General features: G+C 34.3%; 13 protein-coding genes and 1 riboswitch. All 13 genes read left to right on the top strand.

Translation table 11 applies throughout. The annotated features are described in order from the left end of the window. The first annotated feature begins 55 nt into the window (after window positions 1-55). Window positions 56-3,439, top strand: coding sequence for a bifunctional aspartate kinase/homoserine dehydrogenase I (thrA, locus tag AX016_RS00860; RefSeq protein WP_100893796.1), 3,384 nt, complete (start codon window positions 56-58; stop codon window positions 3,437-3,439). A 107-nt stretch (window positions 3,440-3,546) separates the two neighbouring features. Next, a complete protein-coding gene (locus tag AX016_RS00855) occupies window positions 3,547-4,710 on the top strand; it encodes a trans-sulfuration enzyme family protein (protein ID WP_100893795.1) in 1,164 nt (387 codons plus the stop codon). Between the two features lie 110 nt (window positions 4,711-4,820). Next, window positions 4,821-5,228 (top strand): RrF2 family transcriptional regulator, encoded by a 408-nt coding sequence (locus AX016_RS00850; protein WP_100893794.1) that lies wholly within the window; start codon window positions 4,821-4,823, stop codon window positions 5,226-5,228. Between the two features lie 217 nt (window positions 5,229-5,445). Next, window positions 5,446-5,709, top strand: a complete 264-nt coding sequence (locus AX016_RS00845) for a DUF2061 domain-containing protein (RefSeq protein WP_013621535.1) — start codon at window positions 5,446-5,448, stop codon at window positions 5,707-5,709. A 20-nt stretch (window positions 5,710-5,729) separates the two neighbouring features. Then, window positions 5,730-6,353, top strand: a complete 624-nt coding sequence (locus AX016_RS00840; protein WP_100893793.1) for a phosphoadenosine phosphosulfate reductase domain-containing protein — start codon at window positions 5,730-5,732, stop codon at window positions 6,351-6,353. A gap of 53 nt (window positions 6,354-6,406) precedes the next feature. Beyond that, window positions 6,407-7,345, top strand: coding sequence for a sulfate adenylyltransferase subunit CysD (gene cysD / locus AX016_RS00835; RefSeq protein ID WP_442861205.1), 939 nt, complete (start codon window positions 6,407-6,409; stop codon window positions 7,343-7,345). A gap of 112 nt (window positions 7,346-7,457) precedes the next feature. Beyond that, window positions 7,458-8,705: a sulfate adenylyltransferase subunit 1 gene (locus tag AX016_RS00830; RefSeq protein ID WP_100893792.1), complete on the top strand. Its 1,248-nt coding sequence runs from the start codon at window positions 7,458-7,460 to the stop codon at window positions 8,703-8,705. 107 nt (window positions 8,706-8,812) lie between these two features. Then, window positions 8,813-10,903 carry a HEPN domain-containing protein gene (locus tag AX016_RS00825; protein WP_100893791.1) on the top strand — a complete coding sequence of 697 codons (2,091 nt, stop codon included), beginning with the start codon at window positions 8,813-8,815 and terminating at the stop codon, window positions 10,901-10,903. A gap of 4 nt (window positions 10,904-10,907) precedes the next feature. Beyond that, complete coding sequence (gene cobA, locus AX016_RS00820) at window positions 10,908-11,690, top strand: uroporphyrinogen-III C-methyltransferase (RefSeq protein ID WP_100893790.1); 783 nt, start codon at window positions 10,908-10,910, stop codon at window positions 11,688-11,690. Between the two features lie 63 nt (window positions 11,691-11,753). Next, complete coding sequence (locus AX016_RS00815; RefSeq protein WP_100893789.1) at window positions 11,754-12,341, top strand: precorrin-2 dehydrogenase/sirohydrochlorin ferrochelatase family protein; 588 nt, start codon at window positions 11,754-11,756, stop codon at window positions 12,339-12,341. Window positions 12,342-12,390: 49 nt separating this feature from the next. Beyond that, the gene (locus tag AX016_RS00810; protein WP_100893788.1) at window positions 12,391-13,452 is read left to right on the top strand and encodes an NAD(P)/FAD-dependent oxidoreductase; all 1,062 of its coding nucleotides are present in this window, start codon (window positions 12,391-12,393) and stop codon (window positions 13,450-13,452) included. A gap of 127 nt (window positions 13,453-13,579) precedes the next feature. After that, window positions 13,580-13,697: riboswitch (SAM riboswitch) on the top strand. Between the two features lie 200 nt (window positions 13,698-13,897). Beyond that, complete coding sequence (locus tag AX016_RS00805; protein WP_100893787.1) at window positions 13,898-14,905, top strand: homocysteine S-methyltransferase family protein; 1,008 nt, start codon at window positions 13,898-13,900, stop codon at window positions 14,903-14,905. Beyond that, entirely contained in the window at window positions 14,905-17,595 is a 2,691-nt protein-coding gene (metH, locus tag AX016_RS00800) for a methionine synthase (protein WP_100893786.1), read from the top strand. Before AX016_RS00805 ends, metH begins: the two co-directional genes overlap by 1 nt. Window positions 17,596-17,704 lie beyond the last annotated feature (109 nt).

The following is a 17,704-nucleotide window of genomic DNA, read 5'->3' as shown; positions in this document are numbered from 1 at the left end:
TTATTAAAACTAAAAGAATAACCTAGTGTAATTTTCTAGGTTAAAACAGCTTACTATGTTGCAACATATCAAACTAAAAAAATATACAACGCTTAGCGGTAAAACACAAGATATAGACTTGTCTTACCAAGTATTTGGAGCAGAGTTGCACACAGCTCCAATTGTACTTGTAAATCACGCTTTAACAGGTAACTCTAATGTGTCTGGGGAAGACGGTTGGTGGTCTACATTAATTGGCGAGGGCAAATGTATAGATACCACAAAATATACAGTGCTATCTTTTAACATCCCTGGTAATGGTTTTGATGGTTTTGTAATAGAAAACTACAAAGATTTTGTTGCTAAAGATATTGCTCATTTGTTTTTGTTAGGTTTAGATGAATTAAAAATAAATTCGCTTTACGCAATTATTGGAGGCTCTTTAGGTGGTGGTATTGCTTGGGAAATGGCAGCATTAAACCCTAAATTAACAACACATTTAATACCTGTGGCTTCCGACTGGAAATCTACAGACTGGTTAATAGGTAATTGTCAAATTCAAGAACAGTTTTTGGTAAACTCAAAACAACCAGTGCATGATGCTCGTATGCACGCTATGTTGTGCTACCGCACGCCAGAATCTTTTAAAGCACGTTTTAATCGTAGTACAAATACAGAGGAACAGCTGTTTAATGTAGAAAGTTGGTTAACGCATCATGGTAAAAAACTACAAGAACGTTTTCAGTTATCTGCCTATAAATTAATGAACCAGTTGTTAAAAACCATAGATATTACTAGAGATGGTAACGAGGCTTTTATCAACCTACAAAATAGCAAAACCTCTATACATATTATTGGTGTAGATTCTGATTTGTTTTTTACGGCTAAAGAAAATAAAGATACGTTTAAGCAACTAGCACAAGCTAATAGTAATGTTACCTATGGAGAAATACACTCACTACATGGTCATGATGCTTTTTTAATAGAGTTTAATCAGTTAGAGCAATTATTAAAAGGAATTTTTAGTGACCAAAAAAGCACCGAAGATTTAAAAGTAATTAAGTTTGGAGGTAAATCTTTAGGAAACGGAGAGGGTATTTCTAATGTGGTAGGCAAAATAGAATCTAAGATCAAGGCACAAGAAAATATTGCGGTAGTAGTTTCTGCTCGTGGAGGTTCTACAGATACACTTGAGGAATTATTAGATTTAGCAGCAGAAGGAGAAGCATATATTTCAACTTTTGAGGATTTTAAAGGTTATCAGCAAAATGGTTTAGAGTTAGATTTTTCTGCGGAATACAAAGAGATATTAAAAATTTTAGAAGGGGTTGCGCTGCTAGGAGATTATAGCTTAAAAATTAAAGATCAAGTATTGGCATACGGAGAGTTACTTTCTGCACAATATGTAGTAAAAGCATTAGGTGAAAAGGGTGTAAAGGCAACCGTTGTAGATTCTAGAAAAATTTTAAAAACAGATGCTAATTTTGGTAATGCAAACGTATTAGAAGAGGTTTCTAAAGCAAATACGCAACAATTATTTTCTAGTATAGCAAGTGATGTATTGCCTGTAATTACTGGCTTTGTTGGGTCTACAGAAGATGGTAAAACCACAACCTTGGGTAGAAATGGTAGTAACTATTCTGCATCTTTATTTGCAAACTTTTTAAATGCTGTAGAGTTACAAAGTTACACGCACGTAGATGGTATTTTTACCGCTAATCCAGATTATGTTTCCGATGCCAAAAGAATAGAACAATTAAGCTATTCTGAGGCTAATGAACTGGCAAATTTTGGGGCGACTATTTTGCACGCAAAAACAATTATTCCGTTGCTAGAAAAAAATATTCCACTACGTATTTTAAATACATTTAACGGTGATAATGAAGGTACTTTAATTAGTGCAAAAACAACCAAAGAAGGTATAAAATCACTTTCTGTTATAGAAAATGTGGCGCTAATTAATTTAGAAGGCCGTGGTTTGTTAGGTAAAGCAGGTATAGATGCGCGTATATTTAAAACTCTTGGTGATGAAAAAATTAGTGTTAGTATTATTTCCCAAGGTTCATCAGAACGTGGTATTGGTTTGGTGGTAGATGCAGAAAGTGCAGAAAAAGCAAAGCAGGTTTTAGAGCGTGAGTTTGCTTCAGATTTTTACTCTAAAGACATCAACCTAATAACTGTACAAAATGATGTGTCTGTAATATCTATTGTAGGTCAGGATTTAAGTACGTTTCATAAACCATACAATGCATTAATAAAAAACCAAATTGTGCCATTGTTGTTTAATAATACGGTGTCTGGTAAAAACGTGAGTTTGGTAGTTAAAAAATCTAGCTTACACAAGGCTTTAAATGTAATGCACGGACAAATATTTGGTGTTGCTAAAAAAGTAAACATAGCCATTTTTGGTCACGGAACTGTTGGTGGTACATTAATAGAGCAATTATTAAAATCTGCTAAAGCCATAGAAGAACGTAAAGGAGTTAACCTTAATGTTTTTGCAGTTGCTAACTCTAAAAAAGTATTACTAAGTAAAAAAGGAATTGGAGAAGATTGGACTTCTAAGTTAGATGAAAAAGGAAAATCCTATGAGCTTGCAGATATTTTTGAGTATGCAGAAAAGCATCATTTAGAAAACTTAATTGCTATAGATAATACAGCAAATGAAGCTTTTGTAGCCAATTATGTAGATTTAGTAGAAAACGGATTTGACTTGGTTTCTTCTAACAAAATAGCAAATACGTTAGGGTTTGATTATTACAAAAAACTTAGAGAAATATTAGCTAAAAATCAAAAGCAATACTTGTATGAAACTAATGTTGGTGCAGGCTTACCTTTAATAGATACTATTAAGTTATTGCATTTGTCTGGTGAAAATATTACCAGAATTAAAGGGGTGTTCTCCGGATCTTTAAGTTATATTTTTAATACGTATTCTGAAGCAAATGTACCTTTTTCTACTATTTTAAATGAGGCTATGGAAAATGGATACACAGAGCCAGATCCGCGTGAAGATTTATGTGGTAATGATGTTGGTAGAAAATTATTGATTTTAGCACGTGAGTTAGAGTTAAGTAATGAGTTTTCAGATATTAATATTCAAAATTTAATTCCAGAAGCATTAAGAGAAGGTAGTAAATCAGAATTTTTGAGTCAGTCTGATGCTTTAGATACCGAATTTGACAAAATTAAAGCAGACCAAAAACCAAATCACGTTTTACGTTATGTTGGCGATTTGCACGGTAATCTTCAGGAGGAAAAAGGAATTTTAGATGTGAAGCTAGTTTCTGTGCCAAAAGAAAGTGCATTGGGACAAGTAAAAGGTTCAGATTCTATCATAGAAATTTATACCGAGTCTTATGGGGAAAATCCATTAGTAATACAAGGAGCAGGTGCTGGTGCAGCCGTAACTGCAAGAGGTGTATTTGGAGATATTTTAAGAATTGCAGAAAAAGGATAGCTTTTGTTTAGAGATAAGTAAGGGACAATAGTCAGGAGAATAGAGTAAAGAAAATAGAATATAGCGCTAATGACTAAAAGTAGGTAGTCACTAACAAAAAGAATACTATGGATAATAAATTTGAAACCAACGCAATACGCACACAAATAGAACGCTCACAATTTTTAGAGCATTCGGCACCTTTATATTTAACATCTAGTTATGTTTTTGAGGATGCAGAAGATATGCGTGCGTCTTTTGCAGAGGAAAAGGATAGAAACATTTACTCTAGATATTCTAATCCTAATACATCAGAATTTATAGAAAAAATATGCAAAATGGAAGGAGCAGAGACTGGCTTTGCTTTTGCTTCTGGTATGGCTGCTGTATTTTCGACTTTTGCTGCTTTGGTAGAAAGTGGAGATCATATTATTTCATCTAAAAGTATATTTGGCTCTACGCATAGTTTATTTGTTAACTTTTTCCCCAAATGGAACGTGACTACAAGTTACTTTGATGCTCACAACTTAGAGAGTATAGAGGCTTTAATCACCCCAAAAACTAAAATTTTATATGCAGAGTCACCTACCAATCCGGCTGTAGATATTTTAGATTTAGAAGTACTAGGAGCTATTGCTAAAAAACACAATCTTATTTTAATTATAGACAATTGTTTTGCATCTCCTTATTTACAACAACCTATAAAATTTGGTGCAGATTTGGTAATACATTCTGGCACAAAATTAATTGATGGTCAAGGTCGTGTACTAGCAGGTATTACGGTTGGTAGTGCAGATCTAATAGATAAAGTGTATCGTTTTTCTAGAATATCTGGGCCAGCATTGTCTCCTTTTAATGCGTGGGTATTGTCTAAAAGTCTAGAGACATTAGCAATTAGAGTAGATAGGCATTCTGAAAATGCTTTAAAGTTAGCAGAGTTTTTAGAGGCTCACCCAAAAGTAAACTGGGTTAAATACCCTTTTTTAAAATCGCACCCGCAATATAAAGTAGCTATAAAACAGATGAAAGCAGGTGGTTGTATTGTTGCTTTTGAAGTAAAAGGAGGTTTGCAAGCAGGACAAGAATTTTTTAATGCTATAAAGTTGTTATCGCTTTCTGCAAATCTAGGAGATTCTAGGAGTATTGTAACTCACCCAGCATCTACAACGCATAGCAAACTGGCAGCAGAAGATAGGGTAGCTGTAGGTATTACAGATGGTACGGTTAGAGTTTCTGTAGGTTTAGAACATATAGATGATATTATTGCAGATATAAAGCAAGCATTGGGATAATTTATAGCAATAAAGTATATATTTAGGCATTTAATTAAAAGGTTAATTTAAAATTAGTTGCAGTGTTTAACAGCACTTTTTTAAATCCCAATTTTGCCTATCTTTGTACTATGCTATCCAAAAAAACCAAATACGGGCTAAAAGCCTTAACTTATTTAGCTCAAAAAGAAGATAGGAATCCTGTTCCTATTGGAGAAATTGCACAACAGAATAATATTTCTCAGAAATTTTTAGAGAGTATACTATTAATGTTGCGTAGAACTGGTGTTTTGTCATCTAAAAAAGGTAAAGGTGGTGGTTACTATCTTATAAAAGAACCAGCAGAAATTTTAATGACAGATGTTATTAGAGTTTTAGAAGGTCCTATTGCAATGGTACCCTGTGTTAGTTTAAATTTTTATGAAAAGTGTGATGACTGCCCAGATGAAGGTACTTGTTCTGTTCATAAATTAATGCTTAAGGTAAGAGACAGTGCACTAGAAATATATAGGAATACAACACTTAACGACTTAATCTAAAGCTTCTATTTTCATTTTTTAAATTTGTAAATACTGTTTTTGATACAATTATTCTATTGTGTTCTCTTACAGATACTTCAGATTCATCAATAAAACTTCTTATTTTTTATTAATCTACTAAAACCATAGGATTTATGCGTTTTTTAACAACTTATGTCATATAAAGTTTTACATTTGTAATTCCTACTAATTAAATAGGGTAATAAAAATTAACAAAATGATTGCTGATCAATTGATTTTAAATAAAGAAACTTCTAAAGGAAGTTACAAGTCAGACAAACAGTCAGAGAGTCCAAAAAGGAGTATAGTTAAGTCTATTAGCTGGAGAGTAGTTGGTACAATAGACACGGTTTTAATTTCTTGGTTTGTTACAGGAACATTAAAATTAGCTTTCTCTATTGGTTTAATAGAATTAGTTACAAAAATGGTATTGTATTTTTTTCACGAACGTGTTTGGAATTCAATTAAGTGGGGTAAATAATAACGTATAAGTATAGCAAAATGGGTTTTACAGAAGATATAATAAAAAATTTAAATGCTCAGTTTAGAGGTATTCCGCCAGAAGAAATTATTTCTTGGGCTGTAGAATATGCAAGAAATGCTGTAGTTACAACTAATTTTAGACCGTATGAGGTTGCTATACTAAATGCAGTTACAGCAATTAAAAAAGATATTCCTGTTGTTTGGTGTGATACTGGTTACAATACGCCAAATACATATAAGCACGCAGAAGAGTTAATTTCTACATTAGATTTAAACGTAAAACTATATGTGCCTTTACAAACTAGTGCTCACAGAGATGCTATAATGGGTATACCATCTATAGACGATCCAAAGCATAAAGAGTTTACAGAGCAAGTTAAGTTAGAGCCTTTTAAAAGAGCTATGGCAGAACACAAGCCAGATGTATGGTTTACTAACCTAAGAAAAGGACAAACTGCACTTAGAGATTCTTTAGGGATTTTAAGCTTAAGCAAAGACGGAGTTTTAAAAGTTAGTCCGTTTTACCACTGGTCAGATGCGCAATTAGATGCATACTTAGCAGAACGTAATTTACCAAATGAACATAAATATTTTGATCCTACTAAGGTATTAGAAAATAGAGAGTGTGGTTTGCACACTTAGGATAAAATAGGATTTAAAAAGATATAAAATAAAACACCAATATTTTGGAAACATTGATAAACGATATAAAATCACAAACAACAACTAGCACTTCATTACAAGGGTTAGGTAATGCTTTAGAAAACGAAGCTATATACATTTTTAGAGAAGTAGTAGCTCAGTTTGAAAAGCCAGTTTTGTTATTTTCTGGAGGAAAAGACAGTATTACACTTGTACGTTTGGCGCAAAAAGCATTTTGGCCAGCAAAAATTCCTTTTCCATTAATGCATATAGATACAGGACACAACTTCCCAGAGACTATAGAATTTAGAGATAAATTGGCTAAGGAATTAGGCGTAGAGCTTATTGTTAGAAATGTACAAGATTCTATAGATCAAGGAAAAGTAGTAGAAGAAACAGGTAAGTATGCAAGTAGAAATATGTTGCAAACAACCACGCTTTTAGATGCTATTGAAGAATTTAAGTTTGATGCTTGTATTGGTGGTGCTCGTAGAGATGAGGAAAAAGCCAGAGCAAAAGAACGTATTTTTTCTGTTCGTGATGATTTTGGACAATGGGATGAAAAGAACCAGAGACCAGAATTGTTTGATATGTTAAACGGTACTATAGAAATAGGACAAAATGTACGTGTTTTTCCTATTAGTAACTGGACAGAGTTAGATGTGTGGAGCTATATTCAAAAAGAACAAATTGAAATTCCATCTATTTATTTTGCACACAAAAGAAACATCTTTTTAAGAGATGGTTTAATCTGGTCTGCAGAAGATGATGTTGTTTTTAGAGCTGAAGATGAGGTAGTAGAGGAACGTTGGGTAAGATTTAGAACCGTTGGTGATATGTCTTGTACGGCAGCAGTTTTATCTAAAGCAGATTCTATAGATAAAGTAGTAGAAGAAATTAGAGATTCTAAAATATCTGAACGTGGTGCACGTATAGATGACAAGCGCTCCGAGGCTGCTATGGAAAAAAGAAAACAACAAGGATACTTTTAAAAAGTACAGCGTACTTAGTCTAAAGTATATAAGTTAAAAAAGAAGTTTAAAATATAAAAAGTAAGAGTAACAAAGTCTTTGTACTTGCTACTTTATACTTAATACACATAAAATGAACGTACTAAAAATAGCAACAGCAGGTAGTGTAGATGATGGTAAAAGTACCTTAATTGGTAGGCTACTTTACGATACAAAATCGCTTACTGAAGATAAATTAGAGGCCATAAAAAAGAGCAGTGAACAACGTGGGTATGATTACCTAGATTTTTCATTAGCTACAGATGGTTTAGTTGCAGAACGTGAGCAAGGTATTACTATAGATGTTGCTCATATCTATTTTTCAACACCAACAAAGAGTTACATTATTGCAGATACTCCTGGTCACGTAGAGTATACCAGAAATATGGTTACAGGTGCATCAACATCTCAGGTGGCTATTATTTTAATAGATGCCAGAAAAGGAGTTATAGAACAAACATACCGACACTTTTTTATCAATAATTTATTACGTGTTAAAAACGTAATAGTTGCTGTTAATAAAATGGATTTGGTAGACTATTCTGAAGAGGTATTTAATAATATCAAAAAAGATTTTGAAGCCTTAAATGCAAAAAGTACTTATGAAGAACAAATTGTAAGTTACATACCTGTAAGCGCACTTAAAGGGGATAATATTGTAGACAAAACAGATGCAATGTCTTGGTACAATGGTGATACAATTTTAGGGCATTTAGAAGAATTAGAGGCGCAAGATGTATATGATGCTGGTAAAGTACGTTTTCCTGTGCAAACCGTAATCAGGCCAAAAACAGATGAGTTTCACGATTTTAGAGGCTATGCAGGTAAAATTACAGGTGGAAGCTTAAAAGTAGGAGATGCTGTAACTGTTTTACCTTCTTTAACTCAGTCTAAAATAAAAGAGATATTCTTTTTTGATAAGACTTATAATGAGGCGCCAGCAGGTAGTTCTGTTAATATCACTTTAGAAGATGATATTAACATTACAAGAGGAGATATGCTTGTTAAAACAAATGAGCTTCCTAAAATTGAAAAGCAGGTTACCGCTACAGTTTGTTGGATGGATAGTAAAAACCTTGTGCCAGGAACAAAGTATATTGTGCAACACAACACTAACCGTGTATTGTCTAAGATAGATAGCATAAACAGTGTTATAGCAACAGATTATACTGGTGAACAGGAAAACAATAACAAGCTATCTTTAAATGAAATAGGAGAAGTGAGTATAAAACTTAGTAAGCCTATTTATTTTGATAGTTATAACGATAATAAATCTAACGGAGCTTTTATTTTAATTGATGCGCAAACCAATACAACGGCTGGTGCAGGATTTATAAATTAAGCCAAAAGATATAGTAAAGAGTGTTTATTTTAAGCACTTTTTTGTCTAAAATCCTATTATATCTATAGGATAATAGTAATTATAAAAAAAGCCATAATCACAAGCAAATGCAAAGTTTTAGAACAGAAATAGAAAACCCAGTAGTAGCTAAAGATATTATAGATTTAGAAGCTAAAATTAGACAGTTTAATGACGGTAAGTTAGACGAAGAAAAGTTTAGAAGTTTGCGTTTGGCTCGTGGTATTTATGGTCAGCGTCAACCAGGCGTACAAATGATTCGTATAAAGTTACCTTACGGTAAAGTAACGTCTACGCAACTAAAACGTATTTGTGATGTATCTGAAGAATATTCTACAGGGCGTTTGCACATTACTACACGTCAAGATATTCAAATACATTATGTAGATATAGAGCGTACACCAGAACTGTGGGCGCAATTAGCAAAGGATGATATTACAATTAGAGAAGCTTGTGGTAATGCAGTACGTAATATAACTGCTAGTGAAACTGCAGGTATAGATGTAGATGAACCTTTTGATGTATCTCCCTATGCACACGCAATGTTTCAATACTTTTTAAGAAACCCTATTAGTCAAGAAATGGGAAGAAAATTTAAAGTTTCTTTCTCTTCTAGTGATGCAGATACAGGACTTTCTTATATGCATGATCTTGGTTTTATTGCTAAAATTGAAAACGGAGTTAGAGGTTTTAAAGTGCTTTTAGCAGGTGGTTTAGGTTCGCAGCCACGCCACGCAGAAGAGTTATATACTTTTTTAGAGGCCGATAAAATTATTCCGTTAATGGATGGTGTTATTCGTGTTTTTGATAGATACGGAGAACGTAAAAGTAGAGCAAAAGCCAGAATGAAGTTTTTGCTTAAAGATATTGGTCTAGACGGATTTAGAGCATTGTTAGAAGAAGAGCAAAATGCAATTCCGCAAAATTCTTTTCCTGTAGATGTAGATGCATATCCTAAGGTAAAAGTTGCAGATGCTAAAGCTCCAGAGGTAGCTATTAATAATAGAACTGCTTTTGAGCAATGGAAAAGCACAAACCTTGTGCCTCAAAAACAACAAGGCTATGTAGCTATTGGTATAAAAGTAAAATTAGGAGATTTTTATATTGAAGAGGCACGACAATTAGCAGATTTAGTAGATGCGTATGCAGCCGGAGAATTTCGTTTGTCATTGCGTCAAAACATACTAATACCGTATGTAAAAGAGGAGTTAGTTCCTTTCTTTTATACAGAGTTAGAAAAACTTGGCTTTGTAGAGGCAGGTTATAACAAAGCATCAGATATTACTGCTTGTCCTGGTACAGATACGTGTAATTTAGGTATTGCAAGTAGTACTGGTATTGCAGCAGAATTAGAGCGTGTTATTACAGCAGAATACCCACAGTACATAAACAATAAAGATGTTGTTATAAAAATTAGTGGATGTATGAATGCCTGTGGTCAGCACAATATGGCAAACATAGGTTTTCAAGGAATGTCTGTGCGTACAAAAGATAAACTAGTAGCGCCTGCTTTGCAAGTATTGTTAGGTGGTGGTAATTTAGGAGATGGTAATGGTGTTTTTGCAGATAAAGTTGTAAAAGTACCAAGTAAAAGAGGTCCAGAAGCATTGCGTTTAATTTTAAACGATTTTGATGCCAATGCAAACGGACAATCATTTACTGAGTATTACAAAGAAAAAGGAGAGCATTATTTTTATGATTTTCTAAAACACCTTACAGCTATAGATAATTTAACTCAAGAAGATTTTATAGACTGGGGAAATACAGAACGTTATGAAAAAGCTATTGGTGTAGGTGAGTGTGCAGGTGTGGTTATAGACTTAATAGCAACCTTGTTGTTTGAAAGTGAAGAAAAAATTGAAAACGCTGCAACGGCATTAGAAGATAAAAAATGGTCTGCTAGTATTTTTCATTCATATTCTGCAATGGTAAACTCCGCTAAAGCATTGCTTACAGCACAAAACACAAAAACAAACACACATATTAGTATTATTAAAGATTTTGATACCCATTTTGTGTCAAACGGATTAATAGAGTTACAAACTTCTTTTGAGGATTTGGCTTTGCAAATAAAAAGCAACAAGCCAACACAAGAGTTTGCAGAAGCATACCTTAAAGATTCTAAAGTATTTTTAGAGGTAGTGCAAAAGTTTAGAGAAAAAGAATTAGCAGAAGCTTAAAATTATGGCAAACAAACAAAATACAAACGGACTACTTACAGTAGTTGGTGCAGGTCCTGGAGATGCAGAGCTTATTACGCTAAAAGCCATAAAAGCATTGCAAAATGCAGATGTTGTTTTGTTTGATGCTTTGGTGAATAAAGAGTTGCTAGAGTATGCAGTAAATGCAGAGCAAATTTTTGTAGGTAAAAGAAAAGGGTGTTATGCGTACCAACAAGATCAAATTAACGAGCTTATTGTAAGTAGAGCAAAAAGTCACGGTAATGTAGTACGTTTAAAAGGTGGCGACCCATTTATTTTTGGTCGTGGCTCAGAAGAAATGGAATATGCCGCTAGTCTCGGTGTAGCTGTTGCTATGGTTCCAGGAATATCATCTTCAATAGCCGTACCAGCTTTTCAAAATATACCAGTAACAAAAAGGGGAGCTTCAGAGAGTTTTTGGGTTATAACTGGTACAACAAAAAACCATAAATTATCTACAGATGTACATTTGGCAGCAAAGTCTAGCGCAACAGTAGTAATTCTAATGGGTATGGGTAAATTATCAGAAATTGTACAACTGTTTCAACAACAAGGTAAAGCAGAAACACCCGTAGCTATTATACAAAACGGAACAACTGTTAACGAAAAAGTTGGCGTTGGTACCATATCAACCATAGAAAAAGTAGTGCAAGAAAATGAGTTGTCTAATCCTGCAATTATTGTAATTGGTGATGTTGTTAGGCATAGAGCGCAATTGCATAAAGTACAACAAGAAGTAAAAGCAAAAGAAGCAGCAGTAAATTAAGTGATACAGTTATTTGGTTATTTTTGATGAGGTAAACAAAACCGTAACACTAAAAATAAAGTAATGGAACGTAACAATTTATATCCAGTTTTTTTAAAAACGTCTCAACTACACGTGCTAATAGTAGGTGGCGGTAATGTGGCAGAAGAAAAACTACGCTTTTTAACCAAGTCTAGTCCAGATGCTGTGGTAACAATGGTGTCTCCTTGGTATGCAGAAAAAACGTTACAACTGGCAAATAAATTTAATGTTACAACTATTACAGACGTGTACAATGTTAGTTATTTAGACGGCAAACATATGGTAGTAGCAACTACAGATAATGTAGATGTTAATGTGCAAGTGTATAAAGATTGTAGAGCACAATTTAAATTGGTAAACGTAGCAGATAATCCTCCGTATTGCGATTTTTATATGGGCGGAATTGTAACCAAAGGCAATGTAAAAATTGGTATTTCTACCAATGGTAAGTCGCCAACAACAGCAAAACGTTTGCGTCAGTTTTTTGAAGACGTAATACCAGAAGATATTAGTAAAATGGTTCAGAATTTAAACGATTACAGGAAAACCATAAAAGGAGATTTTGAAGAAAAAGTAGATAAAATGAATCAGATTACAAGTTCCTTAGTAGATAAAAAAGAAAATAATTAAAACATTAGAATGAGGATAAATACTCATTAGTAAGTACTAAATTAAAATTATGATTAAGACAGATATATTAATTATTGGCGCAGGACCAACAGGATTGTTTACCGTTTTTGAGGCAGGTTTGTTAAAACTTAAATGCCATTTAATAGATGCATTGCCGCAACCAGGCGGACAGTGTGCAGAGATATATCCTAAAAAACCAATCTATGATATTCCTGCTTTTCCAGAAATTTTAGCAGGTGATTTGGTTACCAATCTAATGGAGCAAATAAAATCTTTTGAGCCTGGTTTTACATTAGCAGAAAGAGCAGATACTTTAGATAAGTTAGACGATGGTACTTTTGTAGTAACCACAAATAAAGGAACAAAGCATAATGCACCGGTAGTTGTAATTGCAGGTGGTTTAGGATCTTTTGAGCCTAGAAAACCGCAAATAGAGAACATTCTTAATTTTGAAGATAAAGGTGTTGCTTATATGATTAAAGATCCAGAAGTATACAGAGACAAAAAAGTTGTTATTGCTGGTGGTGGAGATTCTGCATTAGACTGGGCAATTTTCTTAGCAGACATAGCAGCAGAAGTATCTTTAGTACACCGTAGAAATGAGTTTAGAGGCGCTTTAGATTCTGTAGAAAAAGCATCAGAACTTGCAAAAGCAGGTAAAATAAAATTATTTACAGAGGCACAAGTAACCAAGCTATACGGAGACGATAATTTAGAGGCCGTAGTTGTAAAATATAACGACGAGGAAAAAGGAGAAAGCTACGTAGAAGTAGACAATTTTATTCCTTTATTTGGACTATCACCTAAATTAGGTCCAATAGGAAATTGGGGATTAGAAATAGAGAAAAATGCCATAAAAGTAGACAACTCTTACGACTACCAAACCAACATTCCTGGTGTATACGCAATTGGCGATGTTAACACCTATAAAGGAAAATTAAAACTAATTTTATCTGGTTTTCATGAAGCAGCCGTAATGTGTCAAAGTGCATACCAACGCATAAATCCAGGTAAACGTTATGTAATGAAATACACAACTGTAGGTGGTGTAGAAGGTTTTGATGGTTCTAAAAAAGAAGCCAAAAAAGAAGTTGTACAAAGCATTTCGTAAAAATATTACAATTTTAAGCCTATATGTGTAAAAAACACGTGTAGGCTTAAAAATTACCAGCAATATTTGGTTATAAAAAAGTTGTGCTGTTAATTTGTAGCTCAATTAGTTCATTAATAGACTGAAAACGTTATCAAGAAAGGTGGAGGGATTAGACCCTATGAAACCTTAGCAACCCTTTATTCTTATTTAAAGAAGGTGCTACATTCTACTACGTTGTTATAAAACAACACGGCAGATAACTCACAAATTAGAAAGACATTCACAGTCTTATCTCATTTACCTTACTTGATATTTTATTTATAGCGTTCCATTTGTTTGCAAGCACAAATGGCCAGGCTTTTTGCTGTATTTTTTGGTTTTAGCAAGCAGGTTTTACAAACCGTTGCCACCAAAAAGATGCCGCATCAATCCCTAACGCACAAAAAAGAGATTAAACGGTACAATGAAAAGTATACAAGACATATTAAAAGAAAGAGTTTTAGTGCTAGACGGTGCAATGGGTACAATGTTACAGCGCTACAAATTCACAGAAGAAGATTTTAGAGGCGAGCGCTTTGCAGACTGGGAACACCCATTACAAGGTAATAACGATTTACTCTCCTTAACTCAACCAGAAGCTATAGCAGAAGTACACCGCAAATATTTTGCCGCTGGTGCAGATATTGTAGAAACCAACACTTTTTCTGGTACAACCATAGCAATGGCAGACTATTTTATGGAAGATTTAGTGTACGAGCTAAATTATGAGTCGGCACGTATTGCAAAGCAAGTAGCAGATGAGTTTACTGCAAAAGAACCACACAAACCAAGGTTTGTAGCGGGTAGTATAGGGCCTACAAATAAAACAGCAAGTATGTCTCCAGATGTTAACGACCCAGGTTTTAGAGGCGTTACTTTTGATGAGCTTAGAATAGCCTACAAACTACAAGTAGAAGCTTTACTAGATGGTGGCTCAGATATTTTGTTGGTAGAAACCATTTTTGATACTCTTAATGCAAAGGCTGCATTATTTGCTATAGAAGAAGTAAAAGAAGAACGCAATATAGATGTTCCTATAATGGTAAGTGGTACAATTACAGATGCTTCTGGCAGAACATTATCTGGACAAACAGCAGAAGCCTTTTTAATATCAATAAGTCATATTTCTATTTTAACTGTTGGTTTTAATTGTGCTTTAGGGGCAAACCAATTGGTGCCTCATTTAGAGGTTTTGGCAGCTAAAACAAGTTTTGGAGTATCAGCACATCCAAACGCAGGTTTGCCAAATGCCTTTGGAGAGTATGATGAGACTGCAGAGGAAATGGCTGCACAAATAAAAGAATATTTAGACAAGAGTTTGGTAAACATTGTTGGTGGTTGCTGCGGTACAACACCAGAACATATTACAGCAATTGCCAATTTAGCAAAAGATTACAAACCCAGAAGTATTTCTGCAGAAACGGCATCGTAATGAAAAATGAAAAACCTAAATACTTAAAACTATCCGGACTAGAACCTTTAATTGTTACGGAAAACACCAATTTTATAAATGTTGGTGAGCGTACCAATGTTGCTGGTTCTAAAAAGTTCTTAAGGTTAATAAAAGAAGAAAAGTTTGATGAAGCTTTGGCTATTGCTCGTCACCAAGTAGATGGTGGTGCTCAAATAATAGACATTAATATGGATGACGGACTTATAGATGGCAAAGAGGCTATGGTTAAGTTCCTAAATCTAATTATTGCAGAACCAGATATCTCTAGAGTTCCTATAATGATAGACAGTTCTAAATGGGAAATTATAGAAGCTGGTTTGCAAGTTGTACAAGGTAAGTGTGTGGTAAATTCTATTAGTCTAAAAGAAGGCGAAGCAGAATTTATACACCACGCAAAACTTATTAAACGTTATGGTGCAGCCGTAATTGTAATGGCCTTTGATGAGGTTGGTCAGGCAGATAATTACGAGCGTAGAATAGAAATAGCTAAACGATCTTATGACGTTCTAGTTAATAAAGTAAACTTTGCTCCAGAGGATATTATTTTTGACCTTAATATTTTTCCTGTTGCCACCGGTATGGATGAGCACAGACGCAACGCCATAGACTTTATAGAAGCTACGGCTTGGGTAAAAGAGAATTTGCCGCACTGTAGTGTAAGTGGTGGCGTTAGTAATGTGTCATTTTCTTTTAGAGGTAACAATCCTGTACGTGAGGCTATGCACTCGGTGTTTTTATACCACGCTATACAGGCAGGTATGAATATGGGAATTGTTAACCCTACTATGTTAGAGGTTTATGATGATATTCCTAAGGATTTATTAGAGCGTGTAGAGGATGTAATGTTAGACCGTAGAGATGATGCTACAGAGCGTTTGCTAGATTTTGCAGATACAGTAGTTGGCAAGGCAAAGGAAAGCACGGTAGATTTATCTTGGAGAGAAGAACCTATACAAAACCGTATAACCAGAGCTTTGGTAAAGGGTATAGACCAGTATATTGTAGAAGATGTAGAAGCAGCTAGGCAAAGTGTAGACAAACCTATTGAGGTTATAGAGGGTCATTTAATGACAGGGATGAACGTTGTTGGTGACTTGTTTGGTAGCGGAAAAATGTTTTTACCACAGGTTGTAAAGTCGGCACGAGTAATGAAAAAAGCGGTTGCTTACTTATTGCCTTACATAGAAGAGGAAAAGCTTAAAAATCCGCAAGAAGGAGGGTCTTCTTCAGCTGGAAAAATTTTAATGGCTACTGTAAAAGGAGATGTACATGATATAGGTAAAAATATTGTGGGTGTTGTTTTGGCTTGTAACAATTATGAGATTGTAGATTTAGGGGTAATGGTGCCGCCAGAAAAAATTATACAAGCAGCAAAAGAACATAATGTAGATGTTATTGGTTTAAGCGGGTTAATAACACCGTCTTTAGATGAAATGGTCTTTTTAGCAAAAGAAATGGAGCGCCAAAATTTTAGTGTACCATTGCTTATTGGAGGTGCAACTACAAGCAAAGCACATACTGCCGTAAAAATAGATCCGCAATATAAAAATGCTGTGGTATATGTTAATGATGCCTCTAGAGCAGTAACAGTTGTTGGTGATTTGTTGCAAAAAGAAACAGGAGAAAAATACAAAGAGACTATAAAACTAGATTACGAAGAGTTTAGAAAACAGTTTTTAAAGCGTACCAAACATAAAGAGTATTTGCCTATAGATGCAGCACGTAAAAACAAGTACAAAATAGATTGGAAAACATCAGAAATTATAAAGCCAAATACACTTGGAATACAAGTTATAGAGGAATATGATTTAAGTAAGTTGGTAGAGTTTATAGATTGGACTCCGTTTTTTAGAAGCTGGGAGTTGCACGGTAAATTTCCAGATATTTTAACCGATGAAATTGTAGGTACCCAAGCCACAGATTTATTTGCTGAAGCGCAAGAAATGCTCACAAAACTTATTGATGAAAAATTGCTTACTGCAAAAGCTATTTTTGGTTTGTTTAAGGCCAATACAATTAATGATGATGATATTGAATTAGACACACCAAACGGTAAACATACGTTTAGGACCTTACGTCAGCAATTAAAAAAGTATGCTGGTAAGCCAAACTTTGCATTGTCTGATTTTATTGCGCCAAAAGATGCTGGTGTAGATGATTATATGGGGTGTTTTTGTGTTAGTACAGGTTTTGGAGCAGAGGAAATTGCAGAGCAGTACCGTAAAGATTTAGACGATTACAATTCTATCATGGTAAAAGCTTTAGCAGATAGGCTAGCAGAGGCTTTTGCAGAATGCCTGCATAAAGACATTAGAACTACTCATTGGGGATATGCTAGTAATGAAACTTTAGATAACGAAGCTCTAATAAAAGAAGAGTATAAAGGTATTAGACCTGCACCAGGGTACCCTGCTTGTCCAGATCATTTAGAAAAACCTACTATTTGGGATATTTTAAAAGTAAAAGAAACTATTGGTGTAGAACTTACAGATAGTTTGGCAATGTGGCCAGCAGCATCGGTTTCTGGGTATTATTTTGCTAATCCAGATGCACGTTATTTTGGAGTAGGAAAAATAAAAGAAGATCAAGTTGAAGATTTTGCAACTAGAAAAAATATAGAGTTAGAGACGGCTTTAAAATGGCTTGCTCCAAATATTGCAGATGATTAAAGTTTTGTTGATGCGTTAGGGATTAAGGTATTGTTGAAGCTCTTTTATGGTTTTTTTGCCATAAAAAGCGACTACCGAAAGCCCGACCGTAGGAACGCCAAAAAAATAT

The organism is Cellulophaga sp. RHA19 (assembly GCF_002813425.1).
GTDB lineage: Bacteria > Bacteroidota > Bacteroidia > Flavobacteriales > Flavobacteriaceae > Cellulophaga.
The sequence above is the reverse complement of the archived record's forward strand: the minus strand, read 5'-3'. Positions and strand labels throughout refer to the sequence as shown.